The organism is Serratia sp. CY56464 (genome assembly GCF_052168435.1).
Classification (GTDB): Bacteria; Pseudomonadota; Gammaproteobacteria; order Enterobacterales; family Enterobacteriaceae; genus Serratia; species Serratia marcescens.
The window spans coordinates 882,991-899,429 of the sequence record NZ_JBJNMV010000001.1 but is presented as its reverse complement, the minus strand read 5'-3'; the positions used below and the strand labels follow the sequence as shown (position 1 = coordinate 899,429).

Annotated in this window: 17 protein-coding genes; 9 read left to right on the top strand and 8 right to left on the bottom strand. The window is 57.4% G+C overall.

What is annotated here, in order from left to right:
* Positions 1-14: 14 nt before the first annotated feature.
* Positions 15-1,208: a multidrug effflux MFS transporter gene (locus tag ACJ8KE_RS04480; RefSeq protein WP_016927465.1), complete on the top strand. Its 1,194-nt coding sequence runs from the start codon at positions 15-17 to the stop codon at positions 1,206-1,208.
* Positions 1,209-1,216: 8 nt separating this feature from the next.
* On the opposite strand, the gene dadX is transcribed toward ACJ8KE_RS04480, so the two are convergent.
* Together dadX and ACJ8KE_RS04470 are read right to left on the bottom strand one after the other, a co-directional pair.
* Positions 1,217-2,290 carry a catabolic alanine racemase DadX gene (gene dadX / locus ACJ8KE_RS04475; RefSeq protein WP_028127471.1) on the bottom strand — a complete coding sequence of 358 codons (1,074 nt, stop codon included), beginning with the start codon at positions 2,288-2,290 and terminating at the stop codon, positions 1,217-1,219.
* Between the two features lie 76 nt (positions 2,291-2,366).
* Positions 2,367-3,671: a D-amino acid dehydrogenase gene (locus tag ACJ8KE_RS04470; RefSeq protein WP_028127472.1), complete on the bottom strand. Its 1,305-nt coding sequence runs from the start codon at positions 3,669-3,671 to the stop codon at positions 2,367-2,369.
* 539 nt (positions 3,672-4,210) lie between these two features.
* Here ACJ8KE_RS04470 and ACJ8KE_RS04465 point away from each other — a divergent pair.
* Positions 4,211-4,528: an antibiotic biosynthesis monooxygenase family protein gene (locus ACJ8KE_RS04465; RefSeq protein ID WP_016927462.1), complete on the top strand. Its 318-nt coding sequence runs from the start codon at positions 4,211-4,213 to the stop codon at positions 4,526-4,528.
* Positions 4,529-4,574: 46 nt separating this feature from the next.
* On the opposite strand, the gene zinT is transcribed toward ACJ8KE_RS04465, so the two are convergent.
* Positions 4,575-5,225, bottom strand: a complete 651-nt coding sequence (gene zinT, locus ACJ8KE_RS04460; protein WP_016927461.1) for a metal-binding protein ZinT — start codon at positions 5,223-5,225, stop codon at positions 4,575-4,577.
* 297 nt (positions 5,226-5,522) lie between these two features.
* Here zinT and ACJ8KE_RS04455 point away from each other — a divergent pair, with 297 nt between their 5' ends.
* Positions 5,523-7,061, top strand: a complete 1,539-nt coding sequence (locus ACJ8KE_RS04455; protein ID WP_079451427.1) for a SpoVR family protein — start codon at positions 5,523-5,525, stop codon at positions 7,059-7,061.
* Positions 7,062-7,118: 57 nt separating this feature from the next.
* On the opposite strand, the gene fadR is transcribed toward ACJ8KE_RS04455, so the two are convergent.
* Positions 7,119-7,838 carry a fatty acid metabolism transcriptional regulator FadR gene (gene fadR, locus ACJ8KE_RS04450; RefSeq protein ID WP_025303107.1) on the bottom strand — a complete coding sequence of 240 codons (720 nt, stop codon included), beginning with the start codon at positions 7,836-7,838 and terminating at the stop codon, positions 7,119-7,121.
* Positions 7,839-8,081: 243 nt separating this feature from the next.
* Between fadR and nhaB the strand changes: the two genes are divergently transcribed.
* The 3 genes from nhaB (at position 8,082) to ACJ8KE_RS04435 (ending at position 11,762) form a co-directional block, all read left to right on the top strand.
* Positions 8,082-9,647, top strand: coding sequence for a sodium/proton antiporter NhaB (gene nhaB, locus ACJ8KE_RS04445; RefSeq protein ID WP_016927458.1), 1,566 nt, complete (start codon positions 8,082-8,084; stop codon positions 9,645-9,647).
* Between the two features lie 120 nt (positions 9,648-9,767).
* Positions 9,768-10,298 carry a disulfide bond formation protein DsbB gene (dsbB, locus tag ACJ8KE_RS04440; RefSeq protein ID WP_033640107.1) on the top strand — a complete coding sequence of 177 codons (531 nt, stop codon included), beginning with the start codon at positions 9,768-9,770 and terminating at the stop codon, positions 10,296-10,298.
* Positions 10,299-11,000: 702 nt separating this feature from the next.
* Positions 11,001-11,762, top strand: coding sequence for an aspartyl/asparaginyl beta-hydroxylase domain-containing protein (locus ACJ8KE_RS04435; protein ID WP_079451429.1), 762 nt, complete (start codon positions 11,001-11,003; stop codon positions 11,760-11,762).
* Between the two features lie 113 nt (positions 11,763-11,875).
* On the opposite strand, the gene ACJ8KE_RS04430 is transcribed toward ACJ8KE_RS04435, so the two are convergent.
* The 4 genes from ACJ8KE_RS04430 to ACJ8KE_RS04415 all read right to left on the bottom strand — a co-directional run bounded on the left by ACJ8KE_RS04430 (position 11,876) and on the right by ACJ8KE_RS04415 (position 14,483).
* Positions 11,876-12,322, bottom strand: a complete 447-nt coding sequence (locus ACJ8KE_RS04430; protein WP_004932284.1) for a YcgN family cysteine cluster protein — start codon at positions 12,320-12,322, stop codon at positions 11,876-11,878.
* A gap of 122 nt (positions 12,323-12,444) precedes the next feature.
* Positions 12,445-13,101 (bottom strand): fumarylacetoacetate hydrolase family protein, encoded by a 657-nt coding sequence (locus ACJ8KE_RS04425; protein ID WP_016927455.1) that lies wholly within the window; start codon positions 13,099-13,101, stop codon positions 12,445-12,447.
* Between the two features lie 58 nt (positions 13,102-13,159).
* Complete coding sequence (locus ACJ8KE_RS04420; protein ID WP_049299183.1) at positions 13,160-14,182, bottom strand: lytic murein transglycosylase; 1,023 nt, start codon at positions 14,180-14,182, stop codon at positions 13,160-13,162.
* A gap of 28 nt (positions 14,183-14,210) precedes the next feature.
* A complete protein-coding gene (locus ACJ8KE_RS04415) occupies positions 14,211-14,483 on the bottom strand; it encodes a YcgL domain-containing protein (RefSeq protein ID WP_004932294.1) in 273 nt (90 codons plus the stop codon).
* 136 nt (positions 14,484-14,619) lie between these two features.
* On the opposite strand from ACJ8KE_RS04415, the gene minC reads away from it, so the two are divergent.
* Genes minC through minE form a run of 3 tightly spaced genes read left to right on the top strand, consistent with a single transcriptional unit; the run spans position 14,620 to position 16,426 of the window.
* Entirely contained in the window at positions 14,620-15,315 is a 696-nt protein-coding gene (gene minC / locus ACJ8KE_RS04410; RefSeq protein WP_004932297.1) for a septum site-determining protein MinC, read from the top strand.
* A gap of 25 nt (positions 15,316-15,340) precedes the next feature.
* On the top strand, positions 15,341-16,153 hold the full coding sequence (gene minD, locus ACJ8KE_RS04405) for a septum site-determining protein MinD (protein WP_016927452.1): 813 nt from the start codon (positions 15,341-15,343) through the stop codon (positions 16,151-16,153).
* A gap of 3 nt (positions 16,154-16,156) precedes the next feature.
* On the top strand, positions 16,157-16,426 hold the full coding sequence (gene minE / locus ACJ8KE_RS04400) for a cell division topological specificity factor MinE (RefSeq protein WP_004932303.1): 270 nt from the start codon (positions 16,157-16,159) through the stop codon (positions 16,424-16,426).
* The last annotated feature ends 13 nt before the right edge of the window (positions 16,427-16,439 follow it).

Below are 16,439 nucleotides of genomic sequence, written 5' to 3'. Positions count from 1 at the left end.
GTGCCTTTCCTGTTATGCAAAAGTTTCTGTTTATGCTTCTCAGCCTGGTGCTGCTCGGCCCATTAGGCATCGATCTTTATCTGCCGACTATTCCCGCTATTGCCGTCGGTCTGGGCAGCAGCGAAGCGCTGATCCAATCCACCATATCGCTATTTATTCTGGTGCTTGGCCTCGGCCAGGTCATTGCCGGCCCGCTGGTGGACAACTATGGCCGCAAACCGGTGGCGCTGGCCGGCATTATCCTCTACATGATCGGCGCCGCGATGGCGGCGCTGGCCACCAGCCCGACGATTTTCATCGCTTCGCGTCTGCTGCAAGGGGTGGCGGTTTGCTGCACCGCCGTCGTCGCCTTCAGCGGCGTGCGCGATCGCCTGAATGGCGACGACGCCGCCCGCGCTTTCGGCTTTCTTAACGGCACGCTGAACATCATCCCGGCGCTGGCGCCGCTGCTCGGCGGCCTGCTCGCCGAAGCCTTCGGCTGGCGCGCTCCCTTCTGGTTCCTGGTCGGCTACGCGCTGCTGGTGTTGGCGCTCATCGCGCTGCGCCTGCCGGAAACTCGCCCTGCCGACACCGTGCCGGTCAAGGGGTTGCCGGTGCGTCAATACGCGCGCATCCTCAGCGAACGGCGTTTTCTCTCCTTTGCGGTGGTGAACTCCGGGGCGATGGGCATGGCGCTGACCTACGTTTCTCTGGCACCGAACGTGCTGATGGGCACCGCTGGCCTGACACCGCTGCAATTCTCGCTGGTGTTCGGCGCCAACGGTTTCTGGATCATGCTGGTCAGCTTCTTCGCCAACCGCATCATCCACAAGGTCGGCCGCCCGGTTTGTCTGGCGACCGGCGGCATTTTGATGGGGCTGGGCTGTCTGGGTCTGCTGCTGGGCGTCATGCTGCTGCCCGCGACGGCGCAAGCGCACTGGCTGGCGTATATGCTGCCAGTCGCCAGCGCCTGCGCCGGATTGGCATTCGTGATGGGCCCGGCCACCAGCTACGCGTTGGAACCCTACTCCAATGAGGCCGGCGTCGCGTCCGCGCTGGTCGGTTTCGTGCAGATGGCGGGCGGCGCCGCGCTGGGTCTGGTGGCGATGGCGTTGCCGCTGCAACCCAAGCTGTCGCTGGCGCTGGTGATGCTGGCGGGCTGCCTGCTGGCGCTGCACGCGCGGCGGCTCAGCAAGCAGATTAAAGGGCAGATCAGAAAAGTCGCCTGAGCCCCGGCTCAGGCTTCGGTGGCGACCGGCACTCGCGCCGCTAACGCCGACAGCAGCTCATAGCCTAACGTCCCTGCCGCCGTGGCCACCTCATCCACCGGCAGACGTTTCCCCCACAGCTCCACTTCGGCGCCCAGTTCGACTTGCGGACAGGGCGTCAGATCCACCGCCAGCATATCCATCGATACCGTTCCCAGGGTGCGCGTCAGCACGCCGTCAACCCATACCGGCGTACCGGTCGGCGCATGACGCGGATAGCCGTCGGCGTAACCGCAGGCCACCACACCGATACGCTGTGCGCCTGCGGCGCTGTAACGGCCACCGTAACCCACACGATCGCCAGACTTCAGCTGCTGAATGCCGATGATTTCACTGCTCAGCGTCATCGCCGGCTGCAGCCCCGTCGCCGCAACGTCATTCCAGCAACCGCTCGGCGAAGCGCCATAGAGAACGATCCCAGGACGGACCCAACTGCCGTGGGTCGAAGGGTGCCACAGCGTGGCGGCCGAGTTGGCCAGGCAGCGCGGCAGCGGTATATCGGTAGCCGCCGCCTCGATGGTAGCCATTTGCCGGGTCACACCTTCAGGGCCGTCGGCGGTGGCGAAGTGGCTCATCAGCGTAAGCTCGGCAATGTTGGCTACCGCCTGCGCCCTGCGCCACACCTCATGCAGCCGCTCGGGTGCGAACCCCAGCCGATTCATGCCACTGTTCACTTTCAGATAGACATTGAGCGGCGCGTTCAGCGTGGCGTCGGCGATCGCCGCCAGCTGCCAGTCGCTGTGCACCGCCGTCGTCAGGCGATAACGGTCGAGCAACGCCAGATCCTGCGGCTGGAAGAAGCCTTCCAACAACAGGATAGGCCCTTGCCAACCCGACTCGCGCAGCAGCACCGCTTCGGCCAGATCCAGCATGGCGAAGCCGTCGGTTTGCGCCATGCTGCGCCAAACGTGTTTGATGCCGTGGCCATAGGCGTTAGCCTTGACCACCGCCCAGACTTTGGCGCCGGGGGCGAAACGGCGCACCACCTGCAAGTTATTTTCAATCGCGCCGAGATGCATCGTGGCGGTTATGGGACGGGGCATCGCTTCTCCTTGGGGCAACGTACGGCGGCCACGCGCGCCTGCACGTGGCCAGGAAAGTCTATGACAGCGTCGACGATTAACGTGCGGGATGCACGTCGTTCAGCGGAACCGCGTGTTGCTGGCGAAACCCGGCGCTGTAACGCGCCACCGCCAGGTCATCGGAAGGGATCGCCGGCGTAATGCCGGACATCAGATCGGACAACAACTGCCCGGAGCCACAGGCCATCGTCCAGCCCAACGTGCCATGTCCGGTATTGAGATACAGGTTCTTCAGCGAGGTGCGGCCGACAATTGGCGTGCCGTCCGGCGTCATCGGCCGCAGGCCGGTCCAGAACGTCGCCTCTTCCACTCGGCCGCCGTTCGGGTAGAGATCGCGCACCACCATTTCCAGCGTTTCGCGCCGTTTTTGCTCCAGCTGCGTATTGAAACCGACGATCTCCGCCATGCCGCCAACGCGAATGCGCTGGTCGAAGCGTGTGATGGCGATTTTATACGTCTCATCCAATACCGTAGAGAACGGCGCCGCCGCTTCGTCGGTGATAGGAATGGTCAACGAATAGCCCTTCAGCGGGTAAACCGGAATGGACACCAGGCCGCGCAGCAGCGCCGTGGAGTACGAGCCGAACGCCACCACATAGCTGTCGGCCTTGAACACTTCCTCGCCGCACTGCACGCCGGCGATCTTGTCGCCCTCCACCAGCAGACGATCGACGCTGCGGTTGAACAGGAAAGTGACGCCCGCCTGCTCTGCCATCTTCGCCAACTGTTGCGTAAACAGCTGGCAATCGCCGGTTTCGTCGTTCGGCAACTGCAGGCCGCCGGTCAGCTTGTGCGCCACCTGCGCCAGCGCCGGCTCGACGCTGCCGAGTTGGCCGGCTTCCAGCAATCTGTAAGGCACGCCGGCATCTTCCAATACCGCAATGTCTTTCGCGGCGTTTTCGAACTGTTGTTGAGTGCGGAACAGCTGCAGCGTGCCGCCCTGGCGACCTTCGTACTGGATGCCGGTTTCCTGACGCAGCGCCTTGATACAATCGCGGCTGTATTCCGCCAGACGCACCATGCGGCCTTTGTTGGTCATGTAGTGTTCGGTGTTGCAGTTCTTCAACATCTGCCACATCCAGCTCAGTTGGAAGCTGCTGCCGTCGAGGCGGATGGCCAACGGCGCATGGCGCTGGAACATCCACTTGATGGCCTTCAGCGGCACGCCCGGTGCCGCCCAAGGTGCGGCATAACCCGGTGAAATCTGCCCGGCGTTCGCCGCGCTGGTTTCCAGTGCGGGGCCTGGCTGACGATCGATCACCGTCACCTCATGCCCCGCCTTCGCCAAATACCAGGCACTGGCTACGCCCACCACTCCACTACCTAAAATTACCACTCGCATCGCTGACTCCAGCTCAAGGCTTCACAAAGCATAATCTTCTGCTCACAGGAAATTAACTCAGTGAAAAAATCCGTCCAACAACTTCGTCATCAAACGTGACAATATTCACAATTAATTTATCGTCGATGAGCCATGCATTTGCAATAGCCGTCTGAAAATAGCGATAAGATGCGGTTTAGAGGGGATTATGGCGTCATACCGCCACTGAATTGATATCAACGCTATCAATGATAGCACTCAAAAAAGGCGTGATAAGTAACATTGATTTAACAGAATATAAAAATACCAGCCAACAATTAAACAGAACAAAAACCCAATAAAATAAAAAATACCAACATAACAAACAAAGAGAGCCGCCTCCCTCCGCAGCAGAAAAATCGCGCAAAATTTCAGCTGCCGTTAACCTTGCTTTCACTACTGGAATAAAACACCCGAGCCCTTAGCCCGCCCGCTTATGTTGAACGCTGCAGCACGATATGAACGTTAAAGCCAGAAGCAGCGCCTAAAGTTCACACTGTCGCTATTGTGGAGAACGCCTTATGTTCATCGCCATTTACCAGTTTTCAGTCAAACCCGGACACGAACACGCCTTTCGCCAGGCTTGGCTAGCGTTGACCCAAGGCATCTATCTGCAGCGCGGCAGCCTCGGCTCGCGCCTGCATCGGGATATGGGCGGGCAGTTTATCGGCTATGCGCAATGGCCAAGCCGAGTCGCATGGGAAAGCGCCGGTGATATTCAATTGGATGAACGCTACCGGCAAGCCCGGGAACGAATGCGTGCGACCTTGTTGGCAGATAAAACGCTATTTGAAATGGAAGTGACGGACGATTACCTGCAAATCAGACCGTTTGACTGAGCACAAGCCCACACAGGCGGGCTTGTGGTTGCGGGAGCGAGCAGCATCAATGATGCAGCATCTCATCCACGACTTCTTTAGTTTGCAGTTGGAATGGGTAGTAAGTCGGCCAGTTATCCATCTCTTTCAGCAACGCTTCCTGCGACGTGTTGCCCATAAAGATATGGAAATGCGCCGATTTGCGCGGGCCGATAATGTGATCGCTGAACTGCACGAATTTCGGCGCCAGGCTGCCGGCATCCTGGCATTCAAACAGATAACGCACGCCCTTTTTACCGGAAACATACGTCAGGATCTTATGCCCGGCGTACTTATACTGACAGGCGCTGGATTGGTCACCGCGGTGAAATTCCATGACGCCGTTTTCAATGCCGATGGTATCTACATCGGTGGCGTACCCTTTGCGGTAATACGCCTTCACTTCGGCGAAGGTCTTGCGCTTGTCCTGTGCCGCTTTCTTCTTGAACACCGGGTCAAGATCCCCATTGAGCAGATAGGGATACACGGATTGCCACACCCCCTCCCAATCCGCCAGGTTGCGATCTTTGACGTCCTTATCGTCGAATACACCCGCCTCCGCCTTTTTTTCCACCTCCGTCAGCGGCTTGCCGTGTGAATGATGCCCGTGGGCGCACGCCTGCCCGCTGATAAACAGCGCGGCCAGCGCCACCGCCAGTTTGCCAAAATGCCTCGCCAAAATGCGCTCCTTGTCCGTTACCATGAAAACTAAAAGTTACAATATAACATAACAATTTTCAATCCTTGTCGTGCAACAGGCATTGTGTTGCGCCCCCCTGCCGCAGGGTTATACTCGAAGAGGGAGTGCGGTGCCGCGCCGCCTTCTGCCGGGACGGGCGCCGGATCGACCGCCGTTCGCTCCTTTGCGTACCGGCATTTTTATTTCACTGATTTGCAATGGTTAATTATGACTTGAACTATGCTTGTTACAGGGTCTGCCGTTTGAGCAAGACCCGTGAATAATGAGGGTGCGCTGATGACTACTTCAACACATGAAGAAAAGGTTAAGGATGATAAACGTCTGAGCGATGGACCGGACTGGACGTTCGAACTGCTGCAGGTGTATTTGGAGCAGATTGACCGCGTCGCCAAGCATTACCGACTCGACACTTACCCCCATCAGATCGAGGTGATCACCTCCGAGCAGATGATGGACGCCTATTCGAGCGTCGGCATGCCGATCAACTATACCCATTGGTCCTTCGGCAAGAAGTTCATCGAAACCGAACAGCGCTACAAACAGGGCCAGCAAGGGCTGGCGTATGAAATCGTCATCAACTCCAATCCCTGCATCGCCTACCTGATGGAGGAAAACACCATCACCATGCAGGCGCTGGTGATGGCGCACGCCTGCTATGGCCACAACTCGTTCTTCAAGAATAACTATCTGTTCCGCAGCTGGACCGACGCCAGCTCCATCGTCGATTATCTGCTGTTCGCCCGCCACTACATCAGCCAATGCGAAGAACGCTACGGCGTCGATGAAGTGGAGCGACTGCTGGACTCCTGCCACGCGCTGATGAACTATGGGGTCGACAGGTACAAGCGCCCGCAGAAAATCTCCCTGGTGGAAGAGAAAGCGCGCCAGAAAAGCCGCGAAGAGTATCTGCAAAGCCAGGTGAATACGTTATGGAAGACCTTGCCACGCGTCGAACGTGAAGAGTCGCCGGAGCAGGCGCGCCGGTATCCGAGCGAACCGCAGGAAAATATCCTCTATTTTATCGAAAAGAATGCACCGCTGCTGGAACCCTGGCAGCGTGAGGTGTTGCGCATCGTGCGCAAAGTCAGCCAGTATTTCTACCCGCAAAAGCAGACTCAGGTGATGAACGAGGGTTGGGCCACCTTCTGGCATTACACCATCCTCAACCATCTGTACGACGAGGGCCGAGTGACCGAGCGGTTTATGCTGGAGTTTTTGCACAGCCACACCAACGTGGTGTATCAGCCGCCGTACAACAGCCCGTACTATAACGGCATCAACCCTTATGCGCTGGGCTTCGCCATGTTCCAGGACATCAAGCGCATCTGCCAATCGCCGACCGAAGAAGACCGCTACTGGTTCCCGGACATCGCCGGAAAAGACTGGCTGGAGACATTGCACTTCGCCATGCGCGACTTCAAGGACGAGAGCTTTATCAGCCAGTTCCTGTCACCCAAAGTGATGCGTGATTTCCGGTTGTTCACCGTGCTGGACGACGATCGCAACAACTATCTGGAGATTGCCGCGATCCATAACGAAGCCGGTTACCGGGCGATCCGCCAGGAGCTGTCGGCGCAATACAACCTGAGCAACCATGAGCCGAACATTCAGATCTGGAACGTGGATCTGCGCGGTGACCGCTCGCTGACATTGCGTTACATCCCGCAGGAACGCGCGCCACTGGATAAGAGCCGCCGCGACGTGTTGAAGCACCTGCATCGCCTGTGGGGCTTCGACGTGATCCTCGAGCAACAAAATGAAGACGGCAGTGTAGAGTTGCTCGATCGCTGCCCGCCGCGGCCTACGCCGCTGTAACCGCCGCAACGACAAAGGGCGCCAAAATGGCGCCCTTTCTTTTTCATTGACTCGCGATTAACGGCGCGCTTCGGTCAGATCGCTCGGCATGGTGCCCTGCATGCTCTGCCAAATCGCCCCGCTGTCCTTACCGTAGTTGCGCACGGTGTCCATCACCTGGTCGTACAGCTTCTCATGGCACAGCGTGGACAGCTTGCTGTAGAAGGTCAGCGCCAGCTTGCGCGCTTCCGGGTTGGAGAAGTAGTAACGGCCCACGCGGGTGTACAGCCCTTTCAGACCGTTGAAGATCAGGCCGTAGATCGGATTGCCGGAAGCGAACGCCAGACCGCGGAAGATCTCGTAATCGAGCAGATTGAAAGCGTCCGCCTGATCTTCAACCTCGGCGGCCTTCGCCAACACTTCCTGGGCCTGCTCCGGATGATTGCGCACCGCGGCGCGAATAAAGATCGACGCGATATTGGTGCGCACGGACAGCAGGTTATCAATCAGCTGAGGGACGCTTTTGTGATCGAGACGAGCCACCGTCTCAAGGATATTGAGGCCGGACGTTTCCCAAAAATTGTTCACTTTGGTCGGTTTGCCATGCTGAATGGTCAACCAGCCATCGCGGGCCAGACGTTGCAACACTTCACGTAACGTGGTGCGCGTGACGCCAATCAACTCCGAAAGCTCACGCTCCGCGGGCAAAATAGAGCCAGGGGGGAAGCGATTATTCCAAATACTCTCAATAATGTACTCTTCCGCGAAACCGGCAGGACTCTGCGCCTTTATGACCATGTGTTTGACGTTCCGTTGCGACGATAAAATCAGTAAAAGTAATCAGCTCATCATACCAGATCGTGCTGACATGACATAGCGTGAGCGAAAAACAATAAACGAAAGTGTGCATAACGTGGCAAAAAACGAGCAAAAATACCGGTCGGAGGAATTTTCTCATGGTAAAACAAGCTCAGGTTGCGCACGCCCCCACCGCATTGTTAGGGTACGTGCTACGACTGATTGAAGGATGCATAGAGCACAATGGAAACAACCCTGCGTAGCGCCCTGCTCAAAAATTTTCTGGGGCAATCTCCCGACTGGTACAAACTGACCATTCTCATTTTTCTGGCGATCAACCCCCTGGTGTTCTTTTTCGCCAGCCCGTTTATCGCGGGTTGGCTGCTGGTGGCCGAGTTCATCTTTACCCTCGCGATGGCGCTGAAATGCTACCCGCTGCTGCCGGGCGGCCTGCTGGCGCTCGAGGCCGTGGCCATCGGCATGACCAGCCCGGCGCAGGTTTCGCAGGAAATCGAACATAATCTGGACGTGTTGCTGCTGCTGATCTTTATGGTGGCCGGCATCTACTTTATGAAGCAGCTGCTGCTGTTCGTGTTCACCAAGCTGCTGCTCAACATCCGTTCGAAAACCCTGCTGTCGCTGGCGTTCTGCCTGGCCGCCGCCTTCCTTTCCGCCTTCCTCGACGCGCTGACGGTCGTGGCGGTAGTGATCAGCGTGGCCACCGGCTTCTATTCCATCTATCACAACGTGACGTCAAACCGCCCTGACGGCGACATTGGCGATGACAGCGATTTTACCGGCGAAGAGCGCAAACAGACGCTGGAGCAATTCCGCGCCTTTCTGCGCAGCCTGCTGATGCACGCCGGCGTCGGCACCGCGCTCGGCGGGGTCATGACCATGGTGGGCGAGCCGCAAAACCTGATCATCGCCAAAAACGCGGGCTGGGGTTTTATCGATTTCTTCCTGCGTATGGCGCCGGTCACGCTGCCGGTGTTGGTGTGCGGCCTGCTGGTGTGTTGGCTGGTAGAACGTTTTCACCTGTTTGGCTACGGCGCGCAGCTACCGGAAGCGGTGCGCGACGTGCTGAAAGAGTATGACCGCAAGGCCACTGCGGGCCGTAGCAAACAAGAACGGCTCAAACTGGTGATGCAGGCGCTGATCGGCGTTTGGCTGGTGCTGGCGCTGGCCTTCCACCTGGCTGAAGTGGGGCTGATTGGCCTGTCGGTGATCGTCCTCGCCACCTCCCTGTGCGGCGTGAACGACGAGCACGCCATCGGCAAAGCGTTCCAGGAAGCGCTGCCGTTCACCGCGCTGCTGACGGTGTTTTTCACCGTGGTCGCGGTCATCATCGAGCAGCACCTGTTCAGCCCGGTGATCCAGTTTGTGCTGCGCGCCGAGCCCGCCTCTCAGCTTTCGCTGTTCTACCTGTTCAACGGCCTGCTGTCGTCGGTTTCCGACAACGTGTTCGTCGGCACGGTTTACATCAACGAGGCGCGCACCGCGCTGGAAACCGGCGCGATCGGGCTGAAGCAGTTCGAGCTGCTGGCGGTCGCCATCAATACCGGTACCAACCTGCCATCGGTCGCCACCCCTAACGGACAGGCGGCGTTTCTGTTCCTCCTGACGTCGGCATTGGCGCCGCTGGTGCGTTTGTCGTATGGCCGCATGGTATGGATGGCCCTGCCTTATACGGTGGTGCTGACGGTGGTTGGCCTGCTGTGCGTCCAGTTCACCTTGGAACCGGCGACCGAGCTGTTGACGCAGTGGCATTGGCTGACGCTGCCGTCCATCGACGCCGTCGGCCACTGAGACGGCGCCGGCAGGGTGAACCGACTATTTTTACGCTGAATCCGGCCCAGGTGGCTGGCAGCGAAGAGGAATTGGTTTACACTGCCGGTTCAATTGCTTACTGCATGGAAGAATCTAGATATGTTGCAATTCTTTAACCGCTGTTCACAAGGACGCGGCGCCTGGCTGCTGATGGCCCTGACAGCGTTGGTGTTGGAACTGGTCGCGCTCTATTTCCAGCACGTTATGCTGCTGCAGCCGTGCGTGATGTGCATTTACGAGCGTTGCGCGCTGTTCGGCATCCTCGGCGCCTCGCTGGTGGGCGCCATCGCGCCGAAAACTCCGCTGCGCTACGCGGCGATCTTGCTGTGGATCTACAGCGCCTGGGAAGGCGTACAGCTGGCGTGGAAGCACACCATGATCCAGTTGCATCCTTCGCCATTCAATACCTGCGATTTCTTCGTCAGCTTCCCGTCCTGGCTGCCGCTGGACAAATGGCTGCCGGCGGTGTTTCACGCTTCCGGTGACTGCTCCGTGCGTCAATGGCAATTCCTGACGTTGGAAATGCCGCAATGGTTGGTCGGCATCTTCGGTGCCTATCTGTTGGTGGCGCTGATTGTGCTGGTCGCGCAGTTTGTTCGCCCACGCCGCCGCGACCTGTTCGGCCGCTGATCGGCAGACAAACAAAAAACGGCGCCGGAAGGCGCCGTTTTTTTAGTTATTGCTGTCACATTCCGAGATAAAGCCACCTCAGGTATGTGTAAGGAAGTAAACGAGCACGATCAGCGCTCCAGCTACGGCAAACAGGCGGATCATTTTCATTGTTATACTCTCGAACTTGCGGGAGAGCGGCCAAATTACCCAACTTATCGTTTAAAAAGAAGCATCCCGGCACGGCTAAGGGCGTAATTTACATAACATTAAACTTCTGCCATATCGGCGACTAAAAACAGGCCGCTCTGGCACATACCTTTCAGCCTTCGAGCATCAATAAATTACCGTTACTTATGAACGACTGCACCTTTGTCACATTCAGAGCACAATATTTTGGTGAAGTTTACCCATAAAATCCTTATAGTATCGGCAAAGTGAGTACTACCGATTTCCCTGGTGTTGTTGTGTGTCTTGCCCCTCATCTTTGCAGGGGCTTTTTTCCCCTCTTCCCCCCTCACGCAAGCCCTTACCATCGTTAAATAAATTGTTGGAATTTCTCTCTATCCGGCACCAAGCATCAACGCCATTCGCGCACTAAAGATTAAAATCGTTCGCGATGCTTTCCCTATGCTGAATGACGTGTTGACTTTCGCCCTTTCTTCCTGTGAGCCAGGTTTTGGCTGACTACAGCACATCATATGACATCAAGGACACGATACTATGCCGGATACCACATTGCCGCCTTCGTCTCAGCGCCCCTTCCTGCGGCGCATGCTGCTCAAAGCCGGGAAAAAATTCCTGCGCTGGAACGGCGAATTTCAGACTCGCCATTCGCTCATCTCCACCACGCCGCGGATCGGCAATCATGAATTTAATTGGGTGACGGCGCTGGAAGCCCGTTGGCCGGCCATTCGCGAGGAGTTGGATCGGTTGCTGGAACACCCGGAGGATATCCCAGCGTTCCACCAAATATCACCGGATCAGAAACGCATCTCTAAAGGCGATAACTGGAAAACCTTCGGGCTGTTTGTCTACGGGCAACGGGTTGATGAAAACTGCGCCATCTGCCCGCGCACAGCAGAGGCGGTCAGCGAGATCCCCGGCATGCGCACCGCCATGTTTTCGATTCTTAAACCGCACTATCACATCGTGCCTCACAAAGGCCCGACTCGAGCCGTCGTGCGTGCGCATCTGGGATTGATCGTGCCAAAGGATCGGGACAAGCTCTGGATCCGCGTTGACGACCAAATTCTGCACTGGGATGAAGGCAAGGTGATTTTGTTTGATGATTCCTACGAACACGAAGTTCGCAATGATACCGACGAGCTGCGCGCTGTGCTGTTTCTCGATGTCGACCGGCCAATGGACAAAGTGGGTACGGTGGTGAATAAACTGCTGTTCAGCCTGATCAAGGCCAGCCCGTATGTGAAGCAGCCGCTGAAAAATCTGGCTAACTGGCATCGCCGCGACAAAAAAGCGTGAAGCAAGAGTCTCATGCGCGTGAGCTCAATAGCCAAGAGGGCGGGATGTCTTAACACGCCGCCCTCTGGCATTAAAACTCGTGTTGCCGAGCAACATCTGTCAAGGCATCCGCGTTACCTGGCCCAGTCCGGCTTGTTGAGGATATGATCCTGCCAGTCCACCACTTCGCTCTCGCGCACCGCAATATGCCGCACCGTGATGCGCTCGCCGTGCATCGCCGCTTTGGAGCCGCTGATCAGCGGGTGCCAGGGAAACAGCGGCTTGCCTTCGCCGATCAGGCGATAGGCGCAGGTCGGCGGCAGCCAATCGAAGGTAGTGAGGTTCTCGCGCGTCAGTTTGATGCAGTCTTCTTCCAGCTCGAAGCGCCGCTCATAGTTACGGCATTGGCAGGATTTGATGTTGAGCTGGTTGCAGGCTACGTTGGTAAAATAAATCTCGTCGGTATCTTCGTCGATCAGCTTATTCAAACAGCATTGCCCGCACCCGTCGCACAGCGATTCCCACTCTTGTTCTGACATTTCCGCCAGCGTTTTCTGTTGCCAAAAAGCGAGTTGTGACATGTTAGCGTCCGGTTTCGGTAAATGGATAAGTCACCTGCGCACAGGTTCGAGGGGGGACTATATAGACATATTAGCGGCAAGATGCAAGCTTTGCCGCCGACGATGCCGGCGGCGAAGAGAGGTCAGATCACCCGGGTGCTGAGCGTTTTGCCGTTCAGGCTGATTTTCAACATGTCGCCGGAGGCCATCGGGCCCACGCCCTGCGGCGTGCCGGTCAGGATGATGTCGCCGGCGCGCAGCGTGAAGAAGCGGCTCATGTAGCTGATAAGCGGCAGAATTGGCGTGATCATGTCGCGCGTATTGCCCTGCTGGCGCAATTGATCGTTGACGGTCAACGACAGCTCGGCGTTTTGCGGATCGCCGAATTCCGCCACCGGGATAAATCCCGACATCGGGCAGGAACCGTCGAAGGCCTTGGCCTTTTCCCACGGCTGGCCAGCCTTTTTAAAGCCTGCTTGCAGATCGCGCAGCGTCAGATCGAGCGCCACGCCATAACCGGCGATCGCCCGCGCAACGCGATCTTCGTTGGCCTGTTTCAACGGTGTGCCGATCAATACCGCCAGCTCCACCTCATGATGCACCGCACCGAACTCTTTGGGGATGGCCACCGGCTGGCGAATATCGCACAACGCCGTTTCCGGTTTGATAAACACCACCGGTTCGACGGACGCCGCGCTGCCCATTTCCTTGATATGATCGGCGTAGTTGCTGCCGACGCAGACCACCTTGTTCACCGGGAAATCGAGCAGCGAACCCTGCCAGTCTCTATGTTGATACATACCGCTTCTCCCAAACTGTAGAGGCTTGGCGCGCCAAGCCGATTATTGGTGTGCCGGATCAATGCCCGATCGCGTCTGCCATCATACCCACGGCGAGGGCGAAATAGTAAGAGCGATTCCAGTGCATGAGGGTGCGGAAATTATCATAGACCAGGAACGTCCGCCCCTGCAGATCATCCGGCGCGATAATCCAACCGCGCTGCACGGCATGCGGCAACGCACTGCCATCCGCACGGCGCACGCCGCGTTTCTGCCAGTCGTTGACGCTGCGCGCCTGCGCGTCTTTCAAACCCAGTTCGGTCGGATTGAAGCCGGCGGGCAGTTTGACCTCGCGCCCCCAGCCGATGCCGGGCTGCCAGCCCTCTTTGGACAGATAGCTGGCTGTAGACGCGAAAACGTCGTCAATGTTGTTCCAGATATCGATGCGCCCGTCGCCGTCGCCATCCGCCGCGTAGCGCAAGAAGGAGCTCGGCATAAACTGGCATTGCCCCATCGCGCCGGCCCAGGAGCCTTTCAGCGGCGTATCGCCGACGTGCCCCTGCTCGACTATCTGCAGCGCCGCCATCAGTTCCTGGCTGAAAAAAGCTTCACGGCGCCCTTCAAACGCCAAGGTCGCCAGCGCAGACACCACGTCTTCCCGCCCCTGAATCTTGCCGTAGGCGCTCTCCATCCCCCACAACGCGATGATATAACGCCCTGGCACCCGATAGCGCTCGCTGGCCCGCAACCATTGCGCATGGCGCTGCCGATACCGTTCTCGCCCCTGGCGCACCTTGGCGGGTGACATCACCCGCCGCAGGTAATCGTCCAGGGTGATCTTCTGCTCCGGCTGATTGCGATCGGCCTTGATCACTCGATCGACGAAGTGGATTTGCGCAAACGCGCGATCAAGAGTCGCCTGACTGATGCCCTGTTCCCGCGCCCGGCGCTTAAGTTGATCGACATACGCCGGGAACTGCGCCGGATCGCGGCCGCTCGCCGCCAGCGTCGTCTCCTGCGCCGCCTGCGATGCGCCGGGCATCAGCACTCCGCCCAGCGCCAACCAGGCGGCCAATACGGTCTTTCTCGCCGAACGTGTCATCGCGCCTCCCCTGGCCGTGGCGACTGTCTCAGGCCTTATCGCCCGCCAGATGCTGATTAAGCAGGTTTTCAACCGGCGGCGGGAACTGCAGATAATAGCCTTCGTCTTTCAACGCCTGCTTCACCTTTTCGATATCCGCCGAGGCCAATTTCTTGCGCTCATCGAGCGACAGCATCATGGCGAATTGCGGCACGCCGAAACTTTTCATCAGCTCTTCCGGCACACGAGAGAAATCGTCTTTTTTTTCGACATAAAGATAAGTTTGATCGCGTTTCGGGCTTCTATAGATCACACAAAGCATTTTTTTAACTCTATTTAATTGAGGGAGCGTCTTGCCTGGATATAACTCTGACTATAACATGCTTATAGTACATCGGAATATCGCACCCCGAGTGGTATTCCGGGGATTTAAAGTTGCTGAGACTGAGTCAGGATAGATGTCACAATCGCCAATTGAGCTAAAAGGCAGCAGTTTTACCCTATCGGTTGTTCATTTGCATAATTCGCAGCCCGAGGTAATACGCCAGGCGTTACAGGAAAAAGTTGAGCAAGCGCCCGCTTTTCTGAAAAACGCTCCTGTTGTTATCAACGTCGCAACGCTGGAAGGCGATGCGAACTGGAAAGAACTTCAACAGGCTGTCGCGGCGGCAGGTCTGCGCGTTGTGGGTATCAGCGGTTGCAGAGATGAGCGTCAAAAGCGCGCGATAGCCCGCGCAGGGCTGCCGCTGCTGAGCGAAGGCAAAGGCCAGAAAATGGCGGCGCCGGAGCCTGCGCCAGCGCCTGTGGTGGCGGATAACGCCCCCGCCAAAACGCGCATCATCAGTACGCCTGTCCGTTCCGGCCAACAGATTTACGCCCGCAACAGCGATCTTATCGTGACCAGCAGCGTCAGCGCCGGCGCCGAACTGATTGCCGACGGCAATATTCATGTCTACGGCATGATGCGCGGTCGCGCACTGGCAGGCGCGTCAGGCGACACGCAATGTCAGATTTTTTGCACCCACCTGGCGGCTGAGCTAGTCTCTATCGCAGGGCAGTACTGGTTGAGCGACCAAATCCCGTCCGATTACGTCGGGCAGGCCGTACGACTCAGCCTGTTGGATAACGCTTTAACCATACAACCTTTAAATTAAGCCCTTTTGACAAGGAATCCATTTCATGGCACGCATTATTGTTGTTACATCGGGTAAAGGGGGCGTTGGCAAGACCACTTCGAGCGCGGCCATCGCTACCGGCCTGGCCCAGAAAGGCAAGAAAACCGTCGTGATCGATTTCGATATCGGTCTGCGTAATCTTGACCTGATCATGGGCTGCGAACGTCGGGTAGTTTATGATTTCGTGAACGTGATTCAGGGCGATGCCACGCTGAATCAGGCGTTGATCAAAGACAAACGCACTGAAAACCTCTATATCCTGCCAGCTTCGCAGACACGCGACAAAGACGCGTTGACCCGCGAAGGCGTTGAAAAAATCCTCAACGATCTCGGCGAGATGGATTTTGACTTCGTGGTCTGCGACTCACCGGCCGGTATCGAAACCGGTGCGCTGATGGCGCTGTATTTCGCCGACGAAGCTATCATCACCACCAACCCGGAAGTGTCTTCGGTACGCGACTCCGACCGTATCCTGGGCATTCTCTCTTCCAAATCACGCCGCGCCGAGAAAGGCGAATCGCCTATCAAGGAACACCTGCTGCTGACCCGTTATAACCCGGGCCGCGTCAGCCGTGGCGACATGCTGAGCATGGAAGACGTGCTGGAAATCCTGCGCATTCCGCTGGTGGGCGTGATCCCGGAAGACCAGTCCGTGCTGCGCGCTTCCAACCAGGGTGAGCCTGTCATTCTGGATGCCGAGTCAGACGCCGGTAAGGCGTATGACGATACCGTTTGCCGCTTGTTGGGGGAAGAACGCCCATTCCGCTTCATTGAAGAAGAGAAGAAGGGTTTCCTGAAACGCCTTTTTGGGGGATAAACCATGGCCTTATTAGACTTCTTTCTGTCCCGCAAAAAACAGACAGCCAATATAGCCAAGGAACGGCTGCAGATTATCGTCGCAGAGCGTCGCCGCGGGGACAGTGAGCCCCCGTATCTGCCTGATCTGAAACGCGATATTCTGGCGGTTATTTGCAAATACATTCAGATCGATCCTGAAATGCTGCACGTGCAGTTCGAGCAGAAAGGGGACGATATTTCGGTACTTGAACTTAACGTGACATTGCCGGAATCGGAAGAAGCAGCTAAATGATTGCGACGCATTA